The sequence below is a fragment of the Streptomyces sp. NPDC053673 genome, from assembly GCF_055585225.1.
The window spans coordinates 13106-34438 of record NZ_JBVJKN010000027.1; the positions used below are offsets into that span (position 1 = coordinate 13106).

The window sequence follows — 21333 nt, forward strand, 5'->3', positions numbered from 1 at the left end:
CTGAACCTCCAGCAGGTGGCTACACGCTCGAAAGGCGCCCCCGTGTCCATCGGCAACTCCCCCGAAGACGACCGGCCTTCGATCGAGGACGACCGGCCTTCGATCGGTCGTTCACTCCAGCAGGCTCGTACCGACGCAGGTCTGACCATGGAAGAGGTCAGTACCTCCACCCGCGTGCGCGTCCCCATCGTGCAGGCGATCGAGCAGGACGACTTCTCCCGCTGCGGTGGTGATGTGTACGCGCGCGGGCACATCAGGACGCTCGCACGTGCCGTAGGACTGGATCCGGCTCCGTTCATCGCGCAGTACGACGCGGAGCACGGCGGCAGGCCCTCGCCCACGCCCGCAGCCCCCCTCTTCGAGGCGGAACGTATCCGCCCCGAGCCCAGGCGCCCGAACTGGACCGCCGCGATGGTCGCGGCGATCGTCGCCGTCATCGGATTCGCCGGCTTCACGCTCTTCAACGGCGGAGACGACGGCAACGGCACCAAGCAGGTCGCCGAGGGCCCGACGCCCGAGAAGCCCACCAAGAAGCCGGCCCCGGCCAAGCCGGCCGATCCCAAGCCGGACCCCTCCGAGAGCGCCATCGCCGCCGTACCGCAGGACAAGGTGACGGTGAAGCTGTCCGCCGTCGACGACAAGAGCTGGATCTCCGCCAAGTCCGCCAACGGCAAGCTGCTCTTCGACGGACTGCTGCTCGCGGGCGAGTCCAAGACCTTCCAGGACGACGAGCGGCTGGACCTGATCCTGGGCAATGCCGGCGCGATCGATCTGTTCGTGAACGGCAAGAAGGTGGCGGATCAGTTCGAGACCGGGCAGGTCGAACGGCTGTCCTACTCGAAGGGTGACCCCGAGGCCGGCTGACCCCCGGGGACCGGTGGTCCCCGACTGTTAACCTCGCGGATCGGGCGTGGGCCAGGACAAAGTAGTCTTGAGTCCATGCCCGAACGCCGTACCGTCGCCCTTGTCACTCTTGGCTGCGCCCGTAACGAGGTGGACTCGGAGGAGCTCGCAGGCCGCTTGGCAGCGGACGGCTGGGAGCTCGTCGAGGAAGCCGCCGATGCGGATGTCGCGGTCGTCAACACCTGCGGATTCGTCGAAGCCGCCAAGAAGGACTCCGTCGACGCGCTGCTCGAAGCCAACGATCTCAAGGATCACGGGAAGACCCAGGCCGTCGTCGCCGTGGGCTGCATGGCCGAGCGGTACGGCAAAGAGCTCGCGGACGCCCTGCCCGAGGCGGACGGCGTGCTCGGCTTCGACGACTACGCCGACATCTCCGACCGGCTCCAGACCATCCTGAGCGGCGGAATCCACGCCTCGCACACTCCGCGCGACCGGCGCAAGCTGCTGCCCATCAGCCCTTCGCAGCGGCAGGACTCGCTCACGGACGTGGCTCTGCCCGGGCACGCCCAGGCGCCGGTCCCGGCCCCTGCTCAGGCCCCCGAGAACGTCCCGGCCGACCTCCCCGACGGTCTCGCGCCCGCCTCCGGTCCGCGCGCGCCGCTGCGCCGCAGACTGGACACCAGCCCGGTCGCCTCGGTGAAGCTCGCCTCAGGCTGCGACCGGCGCTGCTCGTTCTGCGCGATCCCGTCCTTCCGCGGCTCCTTCGTCTCCCGCCGCCCGAGCGATGTCCTGGGCGAGACGCGCTGGCTCGCCGAGCAGGGCGTCAAGGAGATCATGCTGGTCTCCGAGAACAACACCTCGTACGGCAAGGACCTCGGCGACATCCGGCTGCTGGAGACCCTGCTGCCGGAGCTCGCGTCGGTCGACGGAATCGAGCGGGTCCGGGTCAGCTATCTGCAGCCCGCCGAGATGCGTCCTGGCCTCATCGACGTGCTGACGTCTACGGAGAAGGTCGCCCCGTACTTCGACCTGTCGTTCCAGCACAGTGCGCCCGCCGTGCTGCGCGCGATGCGGCGCTTCGGGGACACCGAGCGTTTCCTGGAGCTGCTGGAGACGATCCGCTCCAAGGCTCCGCAGGCGGGCGTGCGGTCCAACTTCATCGTCGGCTTCCCGGGGGAGACCGAGGCGGACTTCAACGAGCTGGAGCGCTTCCTCACGGAGGCGCGGCTTGATGCCATCGGAGTCTTCGGCTACTCCGACGAGGACGGCACCGAGGCCGCGGGATACGACCTCAAGCTCGACCAGGACGTCATCGACGAGCGTCTCGCGCATCTGTCCCGGCTCGCCGAGGAGCTCACCGCACAGCGCGCGGAGGAGCGGATCGGCGAGACCCTGCACGTGCTGGTCGAGAGCGTGGACGACGAGGACGGGGCGCTGGGCCGCGCCGCCCACCAGGCGCCCGAGACCGACGGCCAGGTGATCTTCACCGCCCCCGAGGGCCTGGCGCCCGGACGTATCGTCGAAGCCAAGGTCGTGGGAACGGAGGGTGTCGACCTGGTGGCCGACGTCGTCTCCGAGTGTCGTGAGGAGGCAGGCAGATGACCGGAGTCCCGGCATCCGCTGCGGGCGGTACCGGCAAGCCGGCGCCCGGCGGCAAGCTGGGCGCTGCGGCCGTCAACCAGGCCAGCCTGTGGAACATCGCGAACATCCTCACCATGGTGCGCCTGGTGCTGGTCCCCGGGTTCGTGATCCTGCTCCTCCAGGACGGCGGCCACGACCCCGTCTGGCGTGCCTGGGCGTGGGCGGCGTTCGCCGTCGCCATGATCACCGACATCTTCGACGGCCATCTGGCGCGCCAGTACAACCTGGTCACGGACTTCGGGAAGATCGCGGACCCGATCGCGGACAAGGCGATCATGGCGGCCGGTCTGATCTGTCTCTCAGCGCTCGGCGATCTGCCCTGGTGGGTGACAGGGGTGATCCTCTTCCGTGAGCTGGGGATCACGCTGATGCGCTTCTGGGTGATCCGGCACGGGGTGATCCCGGCCAGCCGTGGCGGCAAGATGAAGACCCTCGCCCAGGGCACGGCGGTCGGGATGTACGTCCTCGTGCTGACCGGTCCGCTGGCGACCCTGCGCTGGTGGGTGATGGCGGTCGCGGTCGTGCTGACCGTGGTCACCGGCCTGGATTACGTGCGACAGGCGGTGGTCCTGCGACGTAAGGGGCTCGCTGCCGAGCGCGCAGCTGCGCGGGACACCGCGGAGTCCGCACGATGAGCGTCGCGGCCGGGGTGCTCGCGCTGCTTGCGGAGCGTGGCGAGACCCTGGCCGTCGCGGAGTCGCTCACGGGCGGTCTGGTGGCCGCGGAGCTGACCTCCGTACCCGGGGCCTCGAAGTCCTTCCGCGGCTCCGTGACGGCGTACGCAACGGCCGTGAAGCAGGATCTTCTGGGCGTCGACGGGGCCCTTCTGGCCGAGCGCGGTGCGGTCGATTCCGAGGTGGCCGCGCAGATGGCGGCCGGTGTGCGGGCCCGGCTGGGTGCCGGCTGGGGGATCGCGACCACCGGAGTCGCGGGGCCCGAGGCGCAGGACGGGCGGCCCGTGGGAACGGTCTTCGTGGCGGTCGCAGGCCCGGACGGCGCACAGAAAGTGCACACGCTGCGATTGAACGGCGACCGTGCGGAAATCCGTAGAGAGAGTGTACGGAGCGTGCTGGAACTGCTCGCCGGGGAACTTTCGGGGAATGGGCGGGCACAGGATACGGAACAGAACGGGGGGAATTGATGTTTGCAGCCCTGAGTGAACACGACATCGCTCCCCGCACGGCCGCAGCGCGAGGCGGTACGGTGGGGCGTGAAGGATGCGGCTACACGGTCCGAGGAGGGAGCCACCGATGATTCTGCTCCGTCGCCTGCTGGGTGACGTGCTGCGTCGGCAGCGCCAGCGTCAGGGCCGTACTCTGCGCGAAGTCTCCTCGTCCGCCCGAGTTTCTCTCGGCTATCTCTCCGAGGTGGAGCGGGGGCAGAAGGAGGCTTCCTCCGAGCTGCTCTCCGCGATCTGCGACGCGCTTGACGTACGGATGTCCGAGCTCATGCGTGAAGTGAGCGACGAGCTGTCGCTGGCCGAACTGGCCGAGTCGGCAGCGGCGAGCGAGCCGCTGTCCGCACCGGTGCGTCCGCTCAGTTCGGTGTCCGTGACGTCGGTGGCGGGCGTGCCGACGGAACGGGTGACGATCAAGGCGCCCGCAGAAGCGGTGGATGTCGTCGCCGCTTGATCTCCACGTGTGAGCCCCGGCCGGACAGCTACCCGGCCGGGGCTTCGCTTTTCTCCCGCCTGACCGTTTTGCGGCATATGTGCCATGGTGGAGAGCGGTGTCATCGCAGCGGTGCCATCGAAACGGTGTCACGGGAACGGAGGTCGCGATGTCTGTGGTGAAGAGCCCGCTCTCCGAGCAGGAACGCAAGATCACGGGTGAGGCCCTTCAGGGTGCACTGGTGGACCTGGTCGACCTGGCGCTGGTGGCCAAGCAGGTCCACTGGAACGTCGTCGGGCCACGCTTCCGTTCGGTGCACCTCCAGCTGGACGATGTCGTCGCCACGGCCAGACAGCACTCGGACACCGTGGCCGAACGTGCTGCCGCGATCGGTGTCACGCCCGACGGCCGGGCCGCGACGGTCGCCTCGACAAGCGGCATCGGCAAGGTGCCGGACGGCTGGATCCAGGACTCCGACGTGGTGAGCACGTTGGTGAAGGCGCTGGGCTCGGTGATTGCGAGGATGCGTGAACGGATCGAGGCCACGGCGGAACCGGACCCGGTGAGCCAGGACATCCTGATCGGGCTCACGGCCGACCTGGAGAAGCATGCCTGGATGTTCCAGGCGGAGAGCGTGTAGCGCGGTGAGCATGGCCGAAGGTGGGCCGGAGGCTCCTCCGACGGCTGGGCCGGCCGGCGTTGCCTGCGGCGTGCGCGGGCGCATGGCCCGGTGCATGAACCCCTGGGGCGTCAGGCACATACGCTGCGGGCGCGCCTGGTGTGCACCCGGTGCGCCCTCCCGCCGAGTGATCGGTCCGGTCTAGCGTCGACCGGAGGAGGCGGCCATGGTAAGGCGATGGGTCCTGCTGCCGGTGCTCGCACTGGGCGCGATGTGGTGGTGGGCCGTTCTGCGGCTGGCGCTGGTGCCGGAGCATGCGGGACTCGTCGAGGGGGCAGTGGCGGCAGGCGGGTGGGGGCTCAGCCTGTTGCCGGTGCATGTGGCGTCGCGAGCCGGGGATGCCGGTGCGGCCGGGGGAACGACCACGGCTACCACGGCATGGCGACGCCGCCGTTCGGGCGGAGGATCTGACCCGTCGTGAAGGACGACGCGTCGGAGGCGAGATGGAGGACCGCGTGTGCGATGTCCGCGGGCTCGCCGACCCGCCCGAGCGGTGACAGCCGGACCATGGCGGCCTCCGCCTTCTGTTGCAACACCGCGTCATGACGGTCGGTCATGGGCGTACGGATCCAGCCCGGGGCGACCGCGTTGACCCGGACGGCATACGGGCCCAGCTCGGCGGCCAGGGTCTTGGTGAGCTGGACGACTGCGGCCTTGGCCACGCTGTAGCAGAGCAGGCCCGGGTTCGCGGCGTCGACCGCGCCGGAGGCCATGGTGATGATCGAGCCCCGTACGCCCGCGTCGATCATGGAGCGGGCCGCGGCTTGGCAGGCGTACAGCACGCCCTTGAAGTTGACGGCGAGGACCCGGTCGAGGTCCTCGTCGCGTGTCTCGAGGACGGTGCTGGAATGCATGATCCCGGCGACCGCGGCCATGATGTGCAGCGGGCCGGATGCGGTGACGGCCGCCGCGACGGCCGCGTGGAGCCGGTCACGGTCGCTCACGTCGACGAGATGGGTGTGGGCCGTGCCGCCGCCGTCGGCGACCAGGGTCCGGGTCTCGTGGAGGCCTTTCTCGACCACGTCCGCGCAGTGGACGGTGGCGCCCGCCTGGGCGAGGAGAACGGCGGTGGCGCGGCCGATGCCGCTCGCCGCGCCCGTGACGAACGCGGTGCGGCCGGTGAGGTCGTACGCGGTGAGGGGCATGCCGGTGACCGTACGACTGGATCTGACGGGTCGTCAACTAGCGTCGAGCGGCGGGTTCGCAGCGGGGCGTGGGCGTTCAGCCCGCGTGGCCGGCCGCAGCGCCTTCAGCCGCCCGGGCCGGACTGACAGCCCGGGCACCAGTAGGTGACGCGGTCGTCCTGGCCCGCCCTGCGGATCAGAGTGCCGCAGCGCAGACAGGGGCGGCCCTCGCGGCCGTACACGAAAAGGCGCTGTTCGGTACGGCCCGCGGTGGGTGTGGTCCGGCGGTCGAAACGGTCCTTGTTCACCTCGAGGAGGCGATGGGCCGTCGAGACCAGCCGCTCGGGAACGCCGGAGGGAAGTTCGCCGATCGGGAGCCATGGCGTGACCCGGGCCATGAAGGCCAGCTCCGACTTGTAGACGTTGCCGATGCCGGCCAGATTGCGCTGGTCGAGCAGGGCTTCACCGAGCGCCCGGGCCGGGTCGGCGAGCAGATTGCTCAGCGCGGTGCCGGGGTCCCAGTCGGGACCCAGCAGATCGGGTCCGAGATGCCCGACCACCTTCTCCTCGTCCTGGGTGCGGAGCAGCTCCAGCACCGGGAGGCGGTACCCGACGGCGACACGCTCCGTATTGCCGAGGATCGCCCGGATCTGGTGGCTCGGGCCGCCGCGCCAGCGCTCGCCCGGCTCGTACACCTGCCAGGAGCCGTCCATCCGCAGATGCGAGTGGATGGTGAGGCCGCCCTCGACGCGGGTGAGCAGGTGTTTGCCGCGCGGAGTGACGTCAAGGACCTCCCGGCCCGTGAGATCAGCGGTGGCGAACCGCGGGACCCGCAGGTCGGAGCGCGTGAGCGTCCGCCCGGCCAGGGCGTCGTGCAGCCTCCGGGCGGTCAGCCAGACGGTGTCTCCTTCGGGCATGGCACCCATGATGCGGCAGGGGCGCACGGGCGTCGCCCTTGCCCGCACGCGCGGCGCCTTCGCGCGCACGCGCGGGACCCGCGACCGGGGCGCGGGGCCCGGGGCCCGGGCCAGGGCCTGTCTTTTGGATCAGGCCGGATCAGGGAGCGGGGTCTGTGCGTGCAGATGCAAGGCGGAGGAGGGAGCCACTGCGGGGGGCACCTCCCGTGCCCGAAGGGCTACGGGGGACATTGGCGCCTGACGACAACGCGGCTGGGGGGTCCCCCCAGGCGAAGCTCTGGGGGAGTGCGTGCCAGGGCACGCGAGCCCGGCAAGATCCGAAAGACACGGCCTCGTGGTCAGGGGCGCAGGCGCAGGCCCCTCGGGGTGGCGTGGAAGCCGGATTCCTCCAGCGGGCGGGACAGGGGAGAGGTCAGGGCCGTGGCCCCGTTGATGCGCTCGACCGTGACCGTGCCGAGCGTGCCCGCGCGGGCAGCCGCGGCGAGAGCCTCGGCCGCGGCCCGGAGCACCGGGGCGTCCGGCTCGGTCGGCCAGGACAGCAGGGTCTTGCCGCCACGCTCCATGTAGAGGGTGAGCTCGCCGTCGACGAGGACGACCAAGGAGCCCGCCTTGCGGCCGGGCTTGTGGCCCGCGCCGGTCGGCGGCTCGGGCCAGGAGAGAGCCGCCCCGTACGCGTTCGCCGGGTCGGCCGCTGCCAGGACCACGGCGCGGGGAGCTGTGTGCGCCTCGGCGCGGTCGCGGGCGGTCGCCGCCGCACGCAGCCGGTCCACCGCACCGTCCATCGCGAACTGGGCCGCCCCGAGGCCCTCGACGACATAGCCGCGCCGGGCCTGCCCGCTGTCCTCGAACGCGGACAGGATGCGGTATGTCGCCGAGAAGCCTCCCTCGACCCCTTCGGCGGCGACCGCGCCCCGGGTCACCACGCCATGACGGTCCAGCAGGGTCCGGGCCAGGGCATGGGCGCGGTGTGTGGGGTCCGGCTCCAGGGCGGGGAGCAGGGACCAGCGCCCGGAGACGGTCGGCGGTCCGGTGCGGGACGCCGGGCGCGCGGCGGCGGTCAGCGAGCCGTACCGCCCGCGCGGGATCGTGCGTTTGGCGCGGTGCGCCGTGGAGCCGGCGGTACGGCCCGAGCCGAGGAGCGAGCGCAGTGGTGCCAGCGTGTCGTTGGTGAGCCGCCCGGACCAGGCCAGATCCCAGAGGGCATCAGCCAGTTGGGGATCGGTGACGTCGGGGTGGGTGGTGGCGCGGATCTGGTCGGCGATCTGCCGGAAGAACAGGCCGTATCCGCCGGAGAGAGTGGTGAGCACCGATTCGTGGAGGGCGGACACCTCCAGTGGGTGCGGCTGCGGGAGCAGCAGCGGGGCCGCGTCCGCGAGATAGAGGGAGATCCAGCCGTCCTTGCCGGGCAGCGCGCCTGCTCCGGCCCACACCACCTCGCCGGTCGTGGTCAGTTCGTCGAGCAGGGTGGGTGAGTACCCCGTGACACGGGAGGGGAGGATCAGCTTCTCCAGCGCGGAGGCAGGCACCGGAGCGCCCTGCAACTGCTCGATGGCGCGGGCCAGTCCGTCGATACCGCGCAGGCTGTTGTTCCCCAGATGCTGCCACTGGGGGAGGAAGGTGGCGAGCGCGGCCGGCGGAACCGGCTCCAGCTCCTGGCGGAGCGCGGCGAGCGAGCGCCGCCGCAGTCGCCTCAGCACGGCCGCATCGCACCATTCCTGACCGATGCCCGAGGGGTGGAACTCACCTTGAACCACCCGCCCGTTCGCCGCCAGGCGCTGCAGTGCGCCGTCCGTGACGGCGGCGCCCAGGCCGAACCGGGCGGCAGCTCGGGACGAGGTGAACGGCCCGTGGGTACGGGCGAAGCGGGCCAGCAGATCGCCCAGCGGGTCCTTGACGGGCTCTGTGAACGCCTCGGGGACGCCCACCGGAAGCGCCGTGCCCAGTGCGTCCCGCAGCCGTCCGGCGTCCTCGACCGCCGCCCAGTGGTCGGCTCCGGCGATACGGACCCGGATGGCGCGCCGGGACGCGACCAGCTCCTCGGGCCAGCGCGGATCGGCGCCCCGCTCGGCCAGCTCGGCGCCGGTGAGCGGCCCCAGCACCCTCAGCAGATCGGCGACGCCCTCCGCGTCCTTGACCTTGCGGTCGTCCGTGAGCCACTGCAGTTCCTGCTCCAGCTCGGTCAGCACGTCCGCGTCGAGCAGCTCGCGGAGCTCGGCCTGGCCGAGCAGCTCGGCGAGCAGCCGGGAGTCCAGGGAGAGGGCCGCGGCGCGCCGTTCGGCGAGCGGCGAGTCCCCCTCGTAGAGGAACTGCGCCACATAGCCGAAGAGGAGGGAACGGGCGAACGGGGACGGCTCCGGGGTGGTGACCTCGACCAGGCGGACGCGGCGGGACTCGATGTCGCCCATCAGTTCCGTGAGCCCGGGGACGTCGAAGACGTCCTGGAGGCACTCCCGCACGGCCTCCAGCACGATCGGGAACGAGCCGAACTCGCTCGCCACCTGCAGCAGCTGCGCCGCGCGCTGACGCTGCTGCCAGAGCGGGGTGCGCTTGCCGGGGTTCCGGCGCGGCAGCAGCAGGGCACGCGCCGCGCACTCACGGAACCGGGACGCGAACAGCGCGGAACCACCCACCTGGTCGGTGACGATCTGGCCGATCTCACCCTTGTCGAAGAGGGTGTCCGTGGCGCCGACGGGAGCCTGCTCGCTGTCGTAGGTCGTGTCGAGGTGCACCGGGTCCTGGTCGAGCAGGTCCAGGCCCATCAGGTCGGCGTCGGGCAGCCGCAGCACGATGCCGTCGTCGGCGTGCATGACCTGCGCGTCCATGCCGTACCGCTCGGCGAGGCGGGCGCCGAGCGCGAGCGCCCACGGGGCATGCACCTGGGCACCGAACGGGGAGTGCACCACGACCCGCCAGTCACCCAGCTCGTCACGGAACCGCTCGACGAGGATCGTGCGGTCGTCGGGGACATGGCCGCAGGCGCGGCGCTGCTCGTCCAGATACGCCAGCACATTGCCGGCGGCCCAGGCGTCGAGCCCGGCGGTCATCAGCCGCAGTCGCGCGTCCTCGTCGGAGAGCGAGCCGATCTCCCGGAGGAACGCGCCCACCGCGCGGCCCAGTTCGAGCGGCCGCCCCAGCTGGTCGCCCTTCCAGAACGGGAGCCGGCCTGGCACTCCGGGAGCGGGGGAGACCAGCACCCGGTCGCGCGTGATGTCCTCGATCCGCCAGGAGGTGGTGCCGAGCGTGAAGACGTCGCCGACGCGGGACTCGTACACCATCTCCTCGTCGAGCTCGCCGACCCGGCCGCCGCCTTTCTTCGGGTCCGCCCCCGCCAGGAAGACGCCGAACAGTCCGCGGTCCGGGATGGTGCCGCCCGAGGTGACCGCGAGTCGCTGGGCGCCGGGACGCCCCGTGACCGTCCCGGCGACCCGGTCCCACACCACGCGCGGGCGCAACTCCGCGAAGGCGTCGGACGGATAGCGCCCCGCGAGCATGTCGAGCACGGCCGTGAACGCCGACTCGGGGAGCGAGGCGAAGGGGGCGGCGCGGCGCACGACGGCGAGCAGATCGTCCACCTGCCACGTGTCGAGGGCGACCATGGCGACGAGCTGCTGGGCCAGCACGTCCAGAGGATTGGCGGGGATGCGCAGGGACTCGATGGAGCCGGTGCGCATCCGCTCGGTGACCACGGCGGCCTGCACCAGATCCCCCCGGTACTTGGGGAAGACCACGCCCGTGGAGACCGCGCCGACCTGGTGTCCCGCGCGGCCGACGCGCTGCAGTCCGGATGCGACGGACGGCGGCGACTCGACCTGCACCACCAGATCGACCGCGCCCATGTCGATGCCCAGCTCCAGACTGGACGTGGCGACGACCGCCGGCAGCCGGCCCGCCTTCAGGTCCTCCTCGACGAGCGCGCGCTGCTCCTTGGAGACCGAGCCGTGGTGCGCGCGGGCGAGCAGCGCCGGGGCACCCTGTGCGGCGCCGGACTGGGCCATGATCTCGGCAGGGGGAGCGCCTTCCGGCAGGGGCGCGGCGGAGTCGCGCGCATCAAACACCGTGCCCATGGCCCGTTCGTACGCGATCTCGTTCAGCCGGTTGCACAGACGCTCGGCGAGGCGGCGGGAGTTGGCGAAGACGATCGTCGAGCGGTGCGCCTGCACCAGGTCCGCGATCCGCTCCTCGACATGCGGCCAGATCGACGGCTTCTCGCCGGAGCCGCCGCCGTCGGCCTCGGCGGCGGGGGAGCCGCCCAGCTCGCCCAGATCCTCGACCGGGACGACGACGGAGAGGTCGAACTCCTTGCCGGACGGCGGCTGGACGATCTCCACCTTGCGCTGCGGTGACAGATAGCGCGCCACCTCGTCCACCGGCCGGACGGTCGCGGACAGACCGATCCGGCGGGCGGGGCGCGGCAGCAGCTCGTCCAGCCGCTCCAGGGACAGGGCGAGGTGCGCGCCCCTCTTGGTCCCCGCGACCGCGTGGACCTCGTCCAGGATCACCGTCTCGACACCGGTCAGCGCCTCGCGCGTGGAGGACGTCAGCATCAGGAACAGCGACTCGGGCGTGGTGATCAGAATGTCCGGCGGGCGGGTCGCCAGCGCCCGCCGCTCGGCGGCCGGAGTGTCACCGGAGCGGATCCCGACCCGCACCTCGGGCTCGGGCAGCCCCAGCCGCACGGACTCCTGGCGGATACCGGTCAGCGGGCTGCGCAGATTGCGCTCGACATCGACCGCGAGCGCCTTCAGCGGGGACACGTACAGCACTCGGCAGCGCTTCCTCGCATCCGCGGGCGGCGGGGCGGAGGCGAGCCGGTCGAGGGCGGCCAGGAACGCGGCGAGGGTCTTGCCCGAGCCGGTCGGCGCCACGACCAGCACGTCCGCCCCCTGCCCGATGGCCTGCCAGGCCCCTTCCTGGGCAGCGGTGGGCGCGCTGAACGCCCCCGTGAACCAGCCGCGGGTCGCGGGGGAGAAGGAATCGAGCGCGGTCCTGGACATGCCCCCATCGTGCACCGCCCCACTGACAATCGCCCGGACCTGCGAGAATGTGCCCATGGCCGAGGGTGAGTGGGCACGTTACTGGCAGCACGAACGGCTGCCTGGCATCGATCTGCTCAGGGCCCGCTACATCCGCCACACCTTTCCCCGCCACAGCCACGAGGGGTACGTCTTCGGCACGATCACCGGCGGAATCGAGGACGTCGGGCTGCCCGGCGGGGTCGTGCACGCCGGACCCGGCACGGTCGTCATGATCAACCCGGAGGTCCCGCACACGGCCAGGGCCGGCGTGCCCGAGGGCTGGGTGTACTGGACGCTGTACCCATCGGCACAGGTGGTCGCCGAGATCGCCGCGGAGACCACGACGATCCGCGGAACCGCGGGATTCGCCGAGACCGATGTGGAGGACCACCAGGCGGCCCGGCTCATCCGTGAGGTCCACCGCGCCGCCGAGGAGGGCGACGCACTGACCGCCGACAGCATGCTGCGGATCATGGTCGCTCGAATGCTGCGCAATTACGGCAGCGCCATGCCCCCGCGCAAGCCGCGCACCGCAGGCGCGCGCAGCGCGGCACGCGCTCGTGCGCTGCTGGAGGAGCGGATGGACGATCCGCCCGCGCTCCAGGACCTGGCCGCCGAGCTCGGCACCAGCCCGTTCGCGCTGCTGCGGGCCTTCCGCGACAGCTACGGAATGCCTCCGCACACCTGGCTCACCGACGCACGGGTCCGCCGAGCCCGCCGGCTGCTCGACGTGGGCGTCGCACCGGCGCAGGCGGCCGTCGCGGTCGGCTTCACCGATCAACCGCATCTCAACCGGCACTTCACCCGGATCGTGGGTGTGCCGCCGGGCGCGTACCAGAAGGGCCGCACGGGCGGCGGGGCGCAGGGCCGACGGGGCCGCGCGGTCGGCGGAGGGCGCTGAAGCATGCTCCTTCGCGCCTGGCCGACAGCAACGGATGCTGACGCGAAACGGGTACGGCGACTTCGCGTGAGCGCAATAACGTACAAGACCGGGAACGGGCCGGCCACGTAGCGTCCGGGTCGTGGCAGAACAGACAGCATCAACAGCAGCAGACATACCTGGCGGAGATCCCGGAGGAGGCTCCGCCGGACGCGCAGCGTGCGCGACGGCAGGGGAACCCGCATCCGCCTTGGCGAGCATGTCCGAGGGCACGTCCGCCGAGAACACAGTCTCCGAGAACACCGCCGCCGAGGGCACGTCCGCCGAGCATGCGTCCTCGCCCGCCCCCATGGCAGACCTCGCCCCCACGGCAGTCAAGGCCGATTCCGCCGTCGTACGGGACTCCCTCGGTGTCGGTTTCGCCGTCGGCCTGTCCGGCTTCGCGTTCGGGGTGACCGCCGCGGGCGCCGGGCTCAGCGTTCTGCAGGCCTGTGCTCTCAGCCTGCTGGTCTTCACCGGAGCGTCGCAGTTCGCGCTGGTCGGCGCGCTCGCGGCGGGCGGCAACCCGTTCACCGCCGCGGCCGGTGCGTTCTTCCTCGGCACCCGTAACGCGTTCTACGGCCTGCGGCTGTCCCAGCTGCTGCGTCTGCCGCGCGGCGTACGGCCCGTCGCGGCGCACTGGGTCATCGACGAGACCACAGCCGTCGCGCTGGCCCAGCCCACACGGCGCGCCGCACGCCTCGGCTTCACCCTCACCGGTCTCACGCTCTACGTGCTGTGGAACCTCACCACGCTGCTCGGGGCGCTCGGCGCCGAGGCCATCGGCGACACCGACGCCTGGGGGCTGGACGCGGCCGGGCCCGCGGTCTTCCTCGCACTGCTGGCGCCCATGCTGCGCACGACGACCGAACGGGTGGTCGCGGGCATCGCCGTCGTCCTGGGCCTCGGGCTGCTGCCAGTACTTCCCGCCGGAGTGCCGGTGCTTGTCGCGGCGCTCGCCGCGCCCGCCGTGCTCTGGGGCCAGGGCCGCAGGATCAGCAACAACCGGAAGGGAACGGACCGTTGAACGTCTGGATCGCGATCGGAGTGACAGCAGTCGCCTGCTACCTGGTCAAACTGGCCGGTCTTCTGGTGCCCGCAGGAGTGCTGGAGCGCCCGGTCGTCCAGCGGCTCGCCGCCCTGCTGCCGGTGGCCCTCCTTGCCGCGCTCACCGCGCAGCAGACCTTCAGCGCCGGGGATGCGCTGATCCTCGACGCCCGGGCCGCGGGAGTCGGGGCGGCAGCGGTCGCCCTGATCCTGCGCGCCCCCTTCCTTGTCGTCGTCGCCGCCGCGGTACTCGTCACCGCGGGCGTACGGGCGCTCGGCGGCTGACACCCTGCTGCGCAGGGCGTGCGTCCTCGACCGGACCTCCGGTACGGAGGTACGGGCCCTGCTCGCTTCGTCGTCGTTCAACGCGGGCGCGGGCGCGGGCGCGGGTGCGGGCACGGCGCGGCGTCAGCGCCCTCCTGCCGGCGCCTCCTGCTGCTGCCGTCTCGTTTCGGCGCTCTCTGGTCAGCGCAGGAGGCGTCCGTGCGCCCGCAGGGTGCGCAGTGCCTCGATGGTGACGATCGGACGCCACTCCAGGGCCGTGCCCGGCGCCCACTGGCGCCACCGGATCGGCCAGCCGCCGTCCTCCTCCTGCTCGGCCGCGAGATGGTCCAGGGACCGCTCCATCTCCTCGTCCGTGAACCAGCGCCGCGCCAGGGAGTCGGGCACGCGCGCGTAGTCGTGCGGAAAGTGGTACTCGCCCGGTGCGTAGCCGTCCGCGACCCGGTACGTGTCGAGCCGGTCCGGGTCGAGGACCGCGAGCCGCTGCTCGCGCACGAGCCGCCCCAGGCGGTCCGCCGCCTCCTCCGCGCGGGCGCGGTCCGGGACGCCGTCGAGGAACGCGACGGCCGCCTCGAACTCGTACGGATGCGACTTCTCCAGCGCGTCGACCGCGGCCCAGCAGAAGTCGGTCGCGCGGAACAGCCACGCGTGCCACACCTGGTTGCGGTGGAGCAGACCGACCACCGGGCCGGTGGCCAGCAGCTCGCTCGGCGGATCGGACACGATCGGGATGAACGGAGCCGTCGGATAGCCCCGCTGCGACGGGTGGATCGCGGGCAGCGCCCCGTCCCGGGTGGCCACGTCCGTGAGGTAGCGGCACATCCGCTCCACCCGCAGCCCGCCGCAGCGCCCGATGGAGTCCAGGACCCGCAGCGCGTGCGCCGTGTGCAGCGGCTGGCTCACCGGGCCGCGCAGATCGGGTTCGAGGGCGTGGCCGTAACCGCCGTCCTCGTTGAGATACGCGGTCAGCGCGGCCTCGACCGGCTCCGCTCCGGCGCCCAGGAAGTGGTACGCGAACCGCCGCTGCTCGAGCACGCGAGCCGTCAGCCAGATGAAGTGCTCGGCCCGTGCCAGGGGTGTTCCAGCCATGCTCCGACGGTAGGGCGGAAAGGGCTTTCGGCAAGGCGGACGGACATGGCTGCACTCTCAGGGGCGGGATACTGGTGTCATGCGGTTGACGATTTTCTGGGAGCGGATGGCAGAGCACTTCGGCGCGGCGTACGCCGACTCCTTCGCGCGCGACCATGTGATGGCGGAGCTCGGGGGTCGTACGGTGCACGAGGCGCTGGCTGCCGGCTGGGAGACGAAGGACGTCTGGCGCGGGGTCTGCGCCGCCGTCGGCATTCCCGCGGACAAGCGATGAACCACGGGGTTGTCCACAGGTCCCGCCGGTTGTCGCGCCGGTAGGCGAGACTTGCTCCGTGGCATCGACTGACGAGACCGTCCAGGACGAGAACTTCCCGATGGCCCGGCCCCCGGCGGCCGGGCCGTCCGACGACGGTGCGCGCGAGCCGGCGGGGGCCACCGGACGCGCGACGATCCCCGCTCCCGCCGTCGCCGCCGAGTCCGGAGCCACCCCGCCCGCGACCGCGCCGGCCGGCGGCTCCGGGGCCGGCAGGTCCCTCCCCGCCGGCGCGCCCGGGCGGATGCCGCGCTGGCTTCCCCGTGCCATGGTGCTGGCCCTGGCCCTCTATGCCTGCTTCCAGCTCGGCAGCTGGGCCTTCCACCAGCTCATCGGGCTGTTGATCAACGTTCTGATCGCGTTCTTCCTGGCACTGGCGATCGAGCCCGTCGTCGGCCGGATGGCGGCCCGAGGCATGCGCCGCGGCCTTGCCACCTTCCTTGTCTTCTTCGGCGTCATGATCGTCGGCATCGGCTTCGTCGTGCTGCTCGGCTCGATGCTGGCGGGCCAGATCGTCGAGATGGTCGAGGACTTCCCCAAATACCTCGACCAAGTGATCAACTGGATCAACCACACCTTCCATACGGAGCTGTCCCGCGTCGCGATCCAGGACAGTCTGCTGCGCTCCGACTGGCTGCAGAAGTACGTCCAGAACAGCGCGAGCGGTGTGCTCGACGTCTCCGCGACCGTGCTCGGCGGGCTCTTCAAGCTGCTCACGATCTTCCTGTTCTCGTTCTACTTCGCGGCCGACGGGCCCCGGCTGCGGCGCGCGCTGTGCTCCGTACTGCCGCCGGCGAAGCAGGCCGAGGTGCTGCGCGCCTGGGAGATCGCCGTCGACAAGACGGGCGGCTATCTCTACTCCCGCGGGCTGATGGCCCTGATCTCCGGCGTCGCGCACTACATCCTGCTGGCCATGCTCGGTGTGCCCTACGCCCCGGCGCTCGCGGTGTGGGTCGGGCTCGTCTCCCAGTTCATCCCCACGATCGGTACGTATCTGGCGGGCGCCCTGCCGATGCTGATCGCGTTCACGACCGAGCCCTGGTACGCGGTGTGGGTGCTCGGCTTCGTCCTGATCTACCAGCAGTTCGAGAACTATGTGCTGCAGCCCAAGCTCACCTCCAAGACGGTGGACATCCACCCGGCGGTGGCGTTCGGCTCGGTCATCGCGGGCACCGCGCTGCTGGGCGCGGTCGGTGCGCTGATCGCGATTCCCGCGGTCGCGACTCTGCAGGCCTTCCTCGGCGCGTATGTGAAGCGGTACGCGGTGACGGAGGACCCGCGTATGCACGGGCATCGGCGCCAGGGTGAGGCGGTGCTGGCCCGGGTGCAGCGTGCGCTCCGCAGCAAGAGGGAGGAGGCGCCGCCCGCGGAGGAGAGCGGCGCCTGAGACTCCGTGCGCGTACGGGTGTCAGCGGTGCTCCAGCTCCACCTTCGGCAGCATCCGGCGCAGCCAGGACGGCAGCCACCACGCGCTGCGCCCCAGGAGCTGCATGACCGCGGGGACGATCAGACAGCGGATCACTACGGCGTCCAGCAGGATCGCCACCGCCAGCCCGAGCCCGAACTGCTGGAGCATCCGGTCCGGGCTCAGCACGAAGGCAGCGAACACCACGATCATGATCGCCGCGGCCGCCGTGATGACCTTGCCGGTCGTCGCCAGGCCCTCCCGCACCGCACCCTGCGGATCCTTCGTGCGCTCCCACTCCTCGTGGATGCGGGAGAGAAGGAAGACCTCGTAGTCCATCGAGAGACCGAACACGATCGCGAAGATCATGACCGGGATGAACGCCTCGATCGGACCGGGCTCCACACCGAACCAGCCGTGCTGGAACACCAGGGTGATCGCGCCGAGCGCCGCCCCGATGGACACCAGGTTCAGGATCGCCGCCTTCACGGGGATCAGCACCGACCGGAAGACCACGAGCAGCAGCAGCGCCGACAGACCGACGACGATCGCGACGAACAGCGGCATCCGGTCGGAGACGGTGACCGCGAAGTCCTCCGTAGCCGCTGTCGAGCCCCCGACCAGCAGCTCCGTGCTCGTCCGCTGCTCCAGCGGCGGCAGCACCTCGTCGCGCAGCCGGTCCACGAGCCGCGACGTCTCCGCGGCCTGAGGGGCCGAGTCCGGGAAGACGATCAAGGTCGCCACCGAACCGTCGCCCGTCGGGGCGGGCGGGGTGGCGGCGGCGATGCCCGGGGTGCGCTGGAGGACTCCCTGCACCTGACGTGCCGCCCTCGCGGCGCCGGCGCCGTCCACGACGACGATCAGCGGGCCGTTGAAGCCCGGGCCGAAGCCCTCCGCCAGCATGTCGTACGCCTGCCGGCTGGTCTTCGTCTCCGCGTCGTTGCCCGCGTCCGCGAAGCCGAGCCGCATGCCGAGGGCCGGCGCGGCGAGCGCGCCGAGCGAGACGACCGACACCAGGAGGGCCACCCAGGGGCGCCGCTGGACGCCGGTCGCCCAGCGCCGCCAGCCGGCGCCTTCGGTACGTCCCTTCGCCGCCGCCTTCGCGACCCGCTTCTCGACCTGCCGCTGAAGACGACTTCCGCAGAGTCCGAGCAGTGCGGGCAGCAGTGTCAGTGAGGCGGCCATGGTGACCAGTACGGTCAGCGCCACGGCCAGCGCCACTCCCTGGAGCGAGCCGAGGCCCAGCGCCACCAGACCCATCAGCGCGATGATCACCGTGCAGCCGGCGAAGAAGACCGTGCGCCCGGCGGCATCCAGCGCGCTGCGGGTCGCGTCCTGCGGTGTCGCGCCCCGCAACAGTTCACCCCGGTAGCGGGAGAAGATCAGCAGCGCGTAGTCGATGCCGACACCGAGACCGACCAGCATCATGATCGGCGGGGTGAAGTCGGCGACATCCGCGAGATGTGAGGCCAGCGCGATCAGACCGATGGATACGCCCACGGCGAACAGGGCGGTGACGACCGGAAGGCTCGCCGCCACCAGCGACCCGAAGAGAAAGACCAGGATCACCAGCGCACCGAGCATGCCCGCGCCCTCGGCCGCGCCGCCCTCGCTCTCCTCGGCGCCGCGTGCGGCGTCACCGCCGACGGCCGTCTCGAGCCCGTCGCCCTCGATCGACGCCGCCGTGTCGATGATCCTGCGCACGTCCTCCTTGGGAACGTTCTCCGCCTCCCCGTCGAGGGTCACCGTGGCGTAGCCGACGGTGCCGTCCCCCGAGACGGCGGCGCCGTCCTCGTACGGACTGCGCACACCGGTCACGCTCGGCAGCCGGGCGACCGTGCCGAGCATGCTCTCCACACGCTGTCCGACCGCGCCGCCGCGAATCCCGCCCGGGGCTTTGACCACGATCTGCACGGTCGCCTCGGCCTGCGCCGAACCATGCCGCGCAAGCACGGTCCTGGCCTGCTGCGAATCCGTGCCGGGGAGCGCGAAGTCGTTGTGGTAGGAGCTTCCGGCGGCCGTCGAAGCCAGGGTGATCCCGGCGACCACCACGACCCACAGGAGCAGGGCAGACCAGCGATGGCGGTACGAGATGACGGCCAGGCGTTCGAAGACGCCGGGGCGCCGCCGGGCCGCGCGGTGGGTGTCCCGTGTGATGGTCATGATCGATCTCCAGATGATGAGAGGGACCGGAGGAAGTCAGAAAGGGCCGGCGGAAGCCAGAGGGGGCCAGAGGGGGCCAGAGGGGGTCAGAGGGGGTCAGAGGTACGAGGGGCGGGTCACCCGGCGCCGGAAGATGCACCACGTCCAGGCCTGCACGGCGACCAGCAGCGGGGTGATGACGAGCAGGAGGGGTACGAGCAGCGTGAGCGTCGAGCCGTCCGCGGCCGAGGCGCCGAGCGGCAGCCTCGCCCCGGCGAGCAGCGGCATCGCGCCCATGAGCACCGCCGTCAGCGCGAAGGACTTCCCGGATCCGGTGCGGCCGGCCGCCCGACGGGCGCGCGCGTACGGCTCCCCGGTCAGCCGGACCCCGGCGAAACCGAGACCGTGCACGGCGAACAGCGCGGCGACCGCGGCCGCCGTGAGCACCGCGACCGGTCCGGCGGCGAGGTCACCCGGTGTCCCGGTGAACAGCGCGGCCAGCAGCCATCCCCAGGCCAGCGCGGTCACCCAGCTTCCGCATACCACGGCGCCGTCGCACAGCGCGCGTCGGCGGAGCCCCCCGGTCCGGCCGCGCAGCCACAGCCCCGTATCGCGGGTGATCCACCCGGCGAGCAGCGGTACGACGACCGCGAACTGGCCGCTCAGCAGCTCCCCTTCGAGATCCGGGAAGCAGCCGACGAGCAGCCCCGCGGTGGCGATCAGCCACACCTCGTTGCCGAGGAAGAAGGGCGCGAACGAGGCGATGACCAGTCGGCGTTCACGGTCGTCGCGGCCGAGATGGGACAGCAGCATTCCGGTGCCGATGTCGGCTCCGCCGAGCACGAAGTACCCGGCGGCGAAGAAGCCGAGCAGCACGATGGCAAGGGTGTCCACGACGGCTCCTCAGTAGCTCGGGGCGGGTAGCGGGGCGGCCGCGTCGCCGTCTCTGCGGTCGTCGTGGCCGAGGCCGTCCTCGACGGGTCCGCGGCGCGCGAAGCGCACCAGCAGCCGGACGTTGACGGCGGCGAGCAGCGCGAACAGGGCGGTGAAGGTGATGAGCGAGGCGCGCATCGCACCGGGGGACAGGCCGGAGACCGCGTCCTCGGTCTTCAGCAGCCCGTACACCACCCAGGGCTGGCGGCCGGCCTCCCGGAACACCCAGCCGCTGATCATCGCGACATACGGCAGCGGCACGGCGGCGACGAGCACGACATGCCAGGCGCGGAAGCGGTGCACGGCGGTCTTGAAGAGCGCCATGACGAAGCCCGGCAGGACCAGATACATCATCAGAGCGAAGGAGAGCAGCATGACCATCGCGCCGCCGCGCGTCCACGCCTCGGACGGCACGTAGTCCCCGGGACCGAACCGGTCGGCCATGTCCGCCTGGAGCCGGGCGATCTCGGCCGTCTTCTGGCTGAACACGGCCGACTTCATGGGCTGGAGCGTCGCCAGCGAGGACAGCTGCACCCCGCCGAAGGCCGCAGTCACAAAGAGCGCGGGCAGCGACAGGAACACACCCGTACGCAGACTCCGGCCGAACAGCTCCCACTCCGCAGTACGCCGGAAGAGGTGGTACGCGCTGACGCCGGCCATGAAGAATCCCGCTGTCAGCAGCGCCCCGGCCAGGATGTGGCCGAAGGCAAGCAGCGCACTGGGGTTGGACAGTACGGCCCCCGCGTCCGCGAGGACGAGCTTCCCGCCCTTCTCGCGGTATCCCACCGGGTTGTTGAGGAAGCCGTTGGACACGAGGATCCAGTACGCCGAGAGATACGCGGTGAGCGTGACGATCCAGATCATCGCCAGATGGACCCACCTGTTGAAGCGGTGCCAGCCGAAGATCCACAGTCCGAGGAACGTCGACTCGACGAAGAACGCGACGATCGTCTCGACGGCGAGCGAGGCGCCGAACACATTGCCCGCGTAGTGGGTCAGCCCGCTCCAGCTCAGCCCGAACTGGAACTCCATCACGATGCCCGTGACGATCCCGACCGCGTAGTTGATGACGTACAGCTGCCCCCAGAAGCGCACCATGCGTGCGTGCAGCGGCTCACGGCTGAACGCCGCCCGGGTCTGGATGCACGCGACAACGGTCGCCAGCCCGAGCGTGAGGGCGACGAAGAGGAAGTGCCCACCGGCGGTGAGGGCGAACTGGAGCCGCGCGAGATCGAGGACTTCTGGATTCACGCCGCAAGCGTCGGCGTACGGTTACGTGCCGGTCGTCGCCCGGCGGTGGACACCCGGGGTACCCCACGAGTTGCGGGAGCGGCCGTGGGCGTACCACCCGAGTTGCGGGCGGCGGCGACCTTC

Annotated in this window: 19 protein-coding genes; 12 read left to right on the plus strand and 7 right to left on the minus strand. The window is 71.4% G+C overall.

Going from position 1 to position 21333, the window contains the following annotated elements:
* Window positions 1-42: 42 nt before the first annotated feature.
* The 7 genes from ACZ6ZQ_RS29305 to ACZ6ZQ_RS29335 all read left to right on the plus strand — a co-directional run bounded on the left by ACZ6ZQ_RS29305 (window position 43) and on the right by ACZ6ZQ_RS29335 (window position 5194).
* Window positions 43-864 (plus strand): helix-turn-helix domain-containing protein, encoded by an 822-nt coding sequence (locus ACZ6ZQ_RS29305; RefSeq protein ID WP_469771520.1) that lies wholly within the window; start codon window positions 43-45, stop codon window positions 862-864.
* A 75-nt stretch (window positions 865-939) separates the two neighbouring features.
* Window positions 940-2445: a 30S ribosomal protein S12 methylthiotransferase RimO gene (gene rimO / locus ACZ6ZQ_RS29310; protein ID WP_469771521.1), complete on the plus strand. Its 1506-nt coding sequence runs from the start codon at window positions 940-942 to the stop codon at window positions 2443-2445.
* Complete coding sequence (pgsA, locus tag ACZ6ZQ_RS29315; RefSeq protein WP_469771522.1) at window positions 2442-3119, plus strand: CDP-diacylglycerol--glycerol-3-phosphate 3-phosphatidyltransferase; 678 nt, start codon at window positions 2442-2444, stop codon at window positions 3117-3119. Before rimO ends, pgsA begins: the two co-directional genes overlap by 4 nt.
* Window positions 3116-3625, plus strand: a complete 510-nt coding sequence (locus ACZ6ZQ_RS29320; RefSeq protein ID WP_469771523.1) for a CinA family protein — start codon at window positions 3116-3118, stop codon at window positions 3623-3625. Before pgsA ends, ACZ6ZQ_RS29320 begins: the two co-directional genes overlap by 4 nt.
* A 109-nt stretch (window positions 3626-3734) precedes the next feature.
* Entirely contained in the window at window positions 3735-4115 is a 381-nt protein-coding gene (locus ACZ6ZQ_RS29325; protein WP_469771524.1) for a helix-turn-helix domain-containing protein, read from the plus strand.
* A gap of 148 nt (window positions 4116-4263) precedes the next feature.
* Complete coding sequence (locus ACZ6ZQ_RS29330) at window positions 4264-4734, plus strand: Dps family protein (protein WP_469771525.1); 471 nt, start codon at window positions 4264-4266, stop codon at window positions 4732-4734.
* A 205-nt stretch (window positions 4735-4939) separates the two neighbouring features.
* Entirely contained in the window at window positions 4940-5194 is a 255-nt protein-coding gene (locus ACZ6ZQ_RS29335) for a hypothetical protein (RefSeq protein ID WP_469771526.1), read from the plus strand.
* On the opposite strand, the gene ACZ6ZQ_RS29340 is transcribed toward ACZ6ZQ_RS29335, so the two are convergent.
* The 3 genes from ACZ6ZQ_RS29340 to ACZ6ZQ_RS29350 all read right to left on the minus strand — a co-directional run bounded on the left by ACZ6ZQ_RS29340 (window position 5142) and on the right by ACZ6ZQ_RS29350 (window position 11808).
* Complete coding sequence (locus ACZ6ZQ_RS29340) at window positions 5142-5918, minus strand: SDR family NAD(P)-dependent oxidoreductase (RefSeq protein ID WP_469771527.1); 777 nt, start codon at window positions 5916-5918, stop codon at window positions 5142-5144. The genes ACZ6ZQ_RS29335 and ACZ6ZQ_RS29340 overlap by 53 nt on opposite strands.
* A 104-nt stretch (window positions 5919-6022) precedes the next feature.
* Entirely contained in the window at window positions 6023-6814 is a 792-nt protein-coding gene (locus tag ACZ6ZQ_RS29345; RefSeq protein ID WP_469771528.1) for an Fpg/Nei family DNA glycosylase, read from the minus strand.
* Window positions 6815-7152: 338 nt separating this feature from the next.
* Window positions 7153-11808 carry an ATP-dependent helicase gene (locus tag ACZ6ZQ_RS29350; protein ID WP_469771529.1) on the minus strand — a complete coding sequence of 1552 codons (4656 nt, stop codon included), beginning with the start codon at window positions 11806-11808 and terminating at the stop codon, window positions 7153-7155.
* A 55-nt stretch (window positions 11809-11863) separates the two neighbouring features.
* Here ACZ6ZQ_RS29350 and ACZ6ZQ_RS29355 point away from each other — a divergent pair, with 55 nt between their 5' ends.
* The 3 genes from ACZ6ZQ_RS29355 (at window position 11864) to ACZ6ZQ_RS29365 (ending at window position 14080) form a co-directional block, all read left to right on the plus strand.
* Window positions 11864-12730, plus strand: a complete 867-nt coding sequence (locus tag ACZ6ZQ_RS29355; protein WP_469771530.1) for an AraC family transcriptional regulator — start codon at window positions 11864-11866, stop codon at window positions 12728-12730.
* A gap of 328 nt (window positions 12731-13058) precedes the next feature.
* The gene (locus ACZ6ZQ_RS29360) at window positions 13059-13775 is read left to right on the plus strand and encodes an AzlC family ABC transporter permease (protein WP_469771589.1); all 717 of its coding nucleotides are present in this window, start codon (window positions 13059-13061) and stop codon (window positions 13773-13775) included.
* Entirely contained in the window at window positions 13772-14080 is a 309-nt protein-coding gene (locus ACZ6ZQ_RS29365; RefSeq protein WP_469771531.1) for an AzlD domain-containing protein, read from the plus strand. The genes ACZ6ZQ_RS29360 and ACZ6ZQ_RS29365 overlap by 4 nt, the downstream gene beginning before the upstream one ends.
* 180 nt (window positions 14081-14260) lie before the next feature.
* Here the strand turns inward: ACZ6ZQ_RS29365 and ACZ6ZQ_RS29370 are convergent, their stop codons facing one another.
* Window positions 14261-15166 (minus strand): hypothetical protein, encoded by a 906-nt coding sequence (locus tag ACZ6ZQ_RS29370; protein ID WP_469771532.1) that lies wholly within the window; start codon window positions 15164-15166, stop codon window positions 14261-14263.
* A 79-nt stretch (window positions 15167-15245) separates the two neighbouring features.
* On the opposite strand from ACZ6ZQ_RS29370, the gene ACZ6ZQ_RS29375 reads away from it, so the two are divergent.
* Both ACZ6ZQ_RS29375 and ACZ6ZQ_RS29380 read left to right on the plus strand, forming a co-directional pair.
* Window positions 15246-15440: a DUF3046 domain-containing protein gene (locus tag ACZ6ZQ_RS29375; protein ID WP_469771533.1), complete on the plus strand. Its 195-nt coding sequence runs from the start codon at window positions 15246-15248 to the stop codon at window positions 15438-15440.
* A 283-nt stretch (window positions 15441-15723) separates the two neighbouring features.
* Entirely contained in the window at window positions 15724-16866 is a 1143-nt protein-coding gene (locus ACZ6ZQ_RS29380) for an AI-2E family transporter (protein ID WP_469771590.1), read from the plus strand.
* A 21-nt stretch (window positions 16867-16887) separates the two neighbouring features.
* Here the strand turns inward: ACZ6ZQ_RS29380 and ACZ6ZQ_RS29385 are convergent, their stop codons facing one another.
* The 3 genes from ACZ6ZQ_RS29385 to ACZ6ZQ_RS29395 all read right to left on the minus strand — a co-directional run bounded on the left by ACZ6ZQ_RS29385 (window position 16888) and on the right by ACZ6ZQ_RS29395 (window position 21210).
* Entirely contained in the window at window positions 16888-19047 is a 2160-nt protein-coding gene (locus tag ACZ6ZQ_RS29385; RefSeq protein WP_469771534.1) for an MMPL family transporter, read from the minus strand.
* Window positions 19048-19143: 96 nt separating this feature from the next.
* Window positions 19144-19920 carry a cytochrome d ubiquinol oxidase subunit II gene (locus ACZ6ZQ_RS29390; protein WP_469771535.1) on the minus strand — a complete coding sequence of 259 codons (777 nt, stop codon included), beginning with the start codon at window positions 19918-19920 and terminating at the stop codon, window positions 19144-19146.
* A 9-nt stretch (window positions 19921-19929) separates the two neighbouring features.
* Window positions 19930-21210, minus strand: a complete 1281-nt coding sequence (locus ACZ6ZQ_RS29395; RefSeq protein WP_469771536.1) for a cytochrome ubiquinol oxidase subunit I — start codon at window positions 21208-21210, stop codon at window positions 19930-19932.
* Window positions 21211-21333 lie beyond the last annotated feature (123 nt).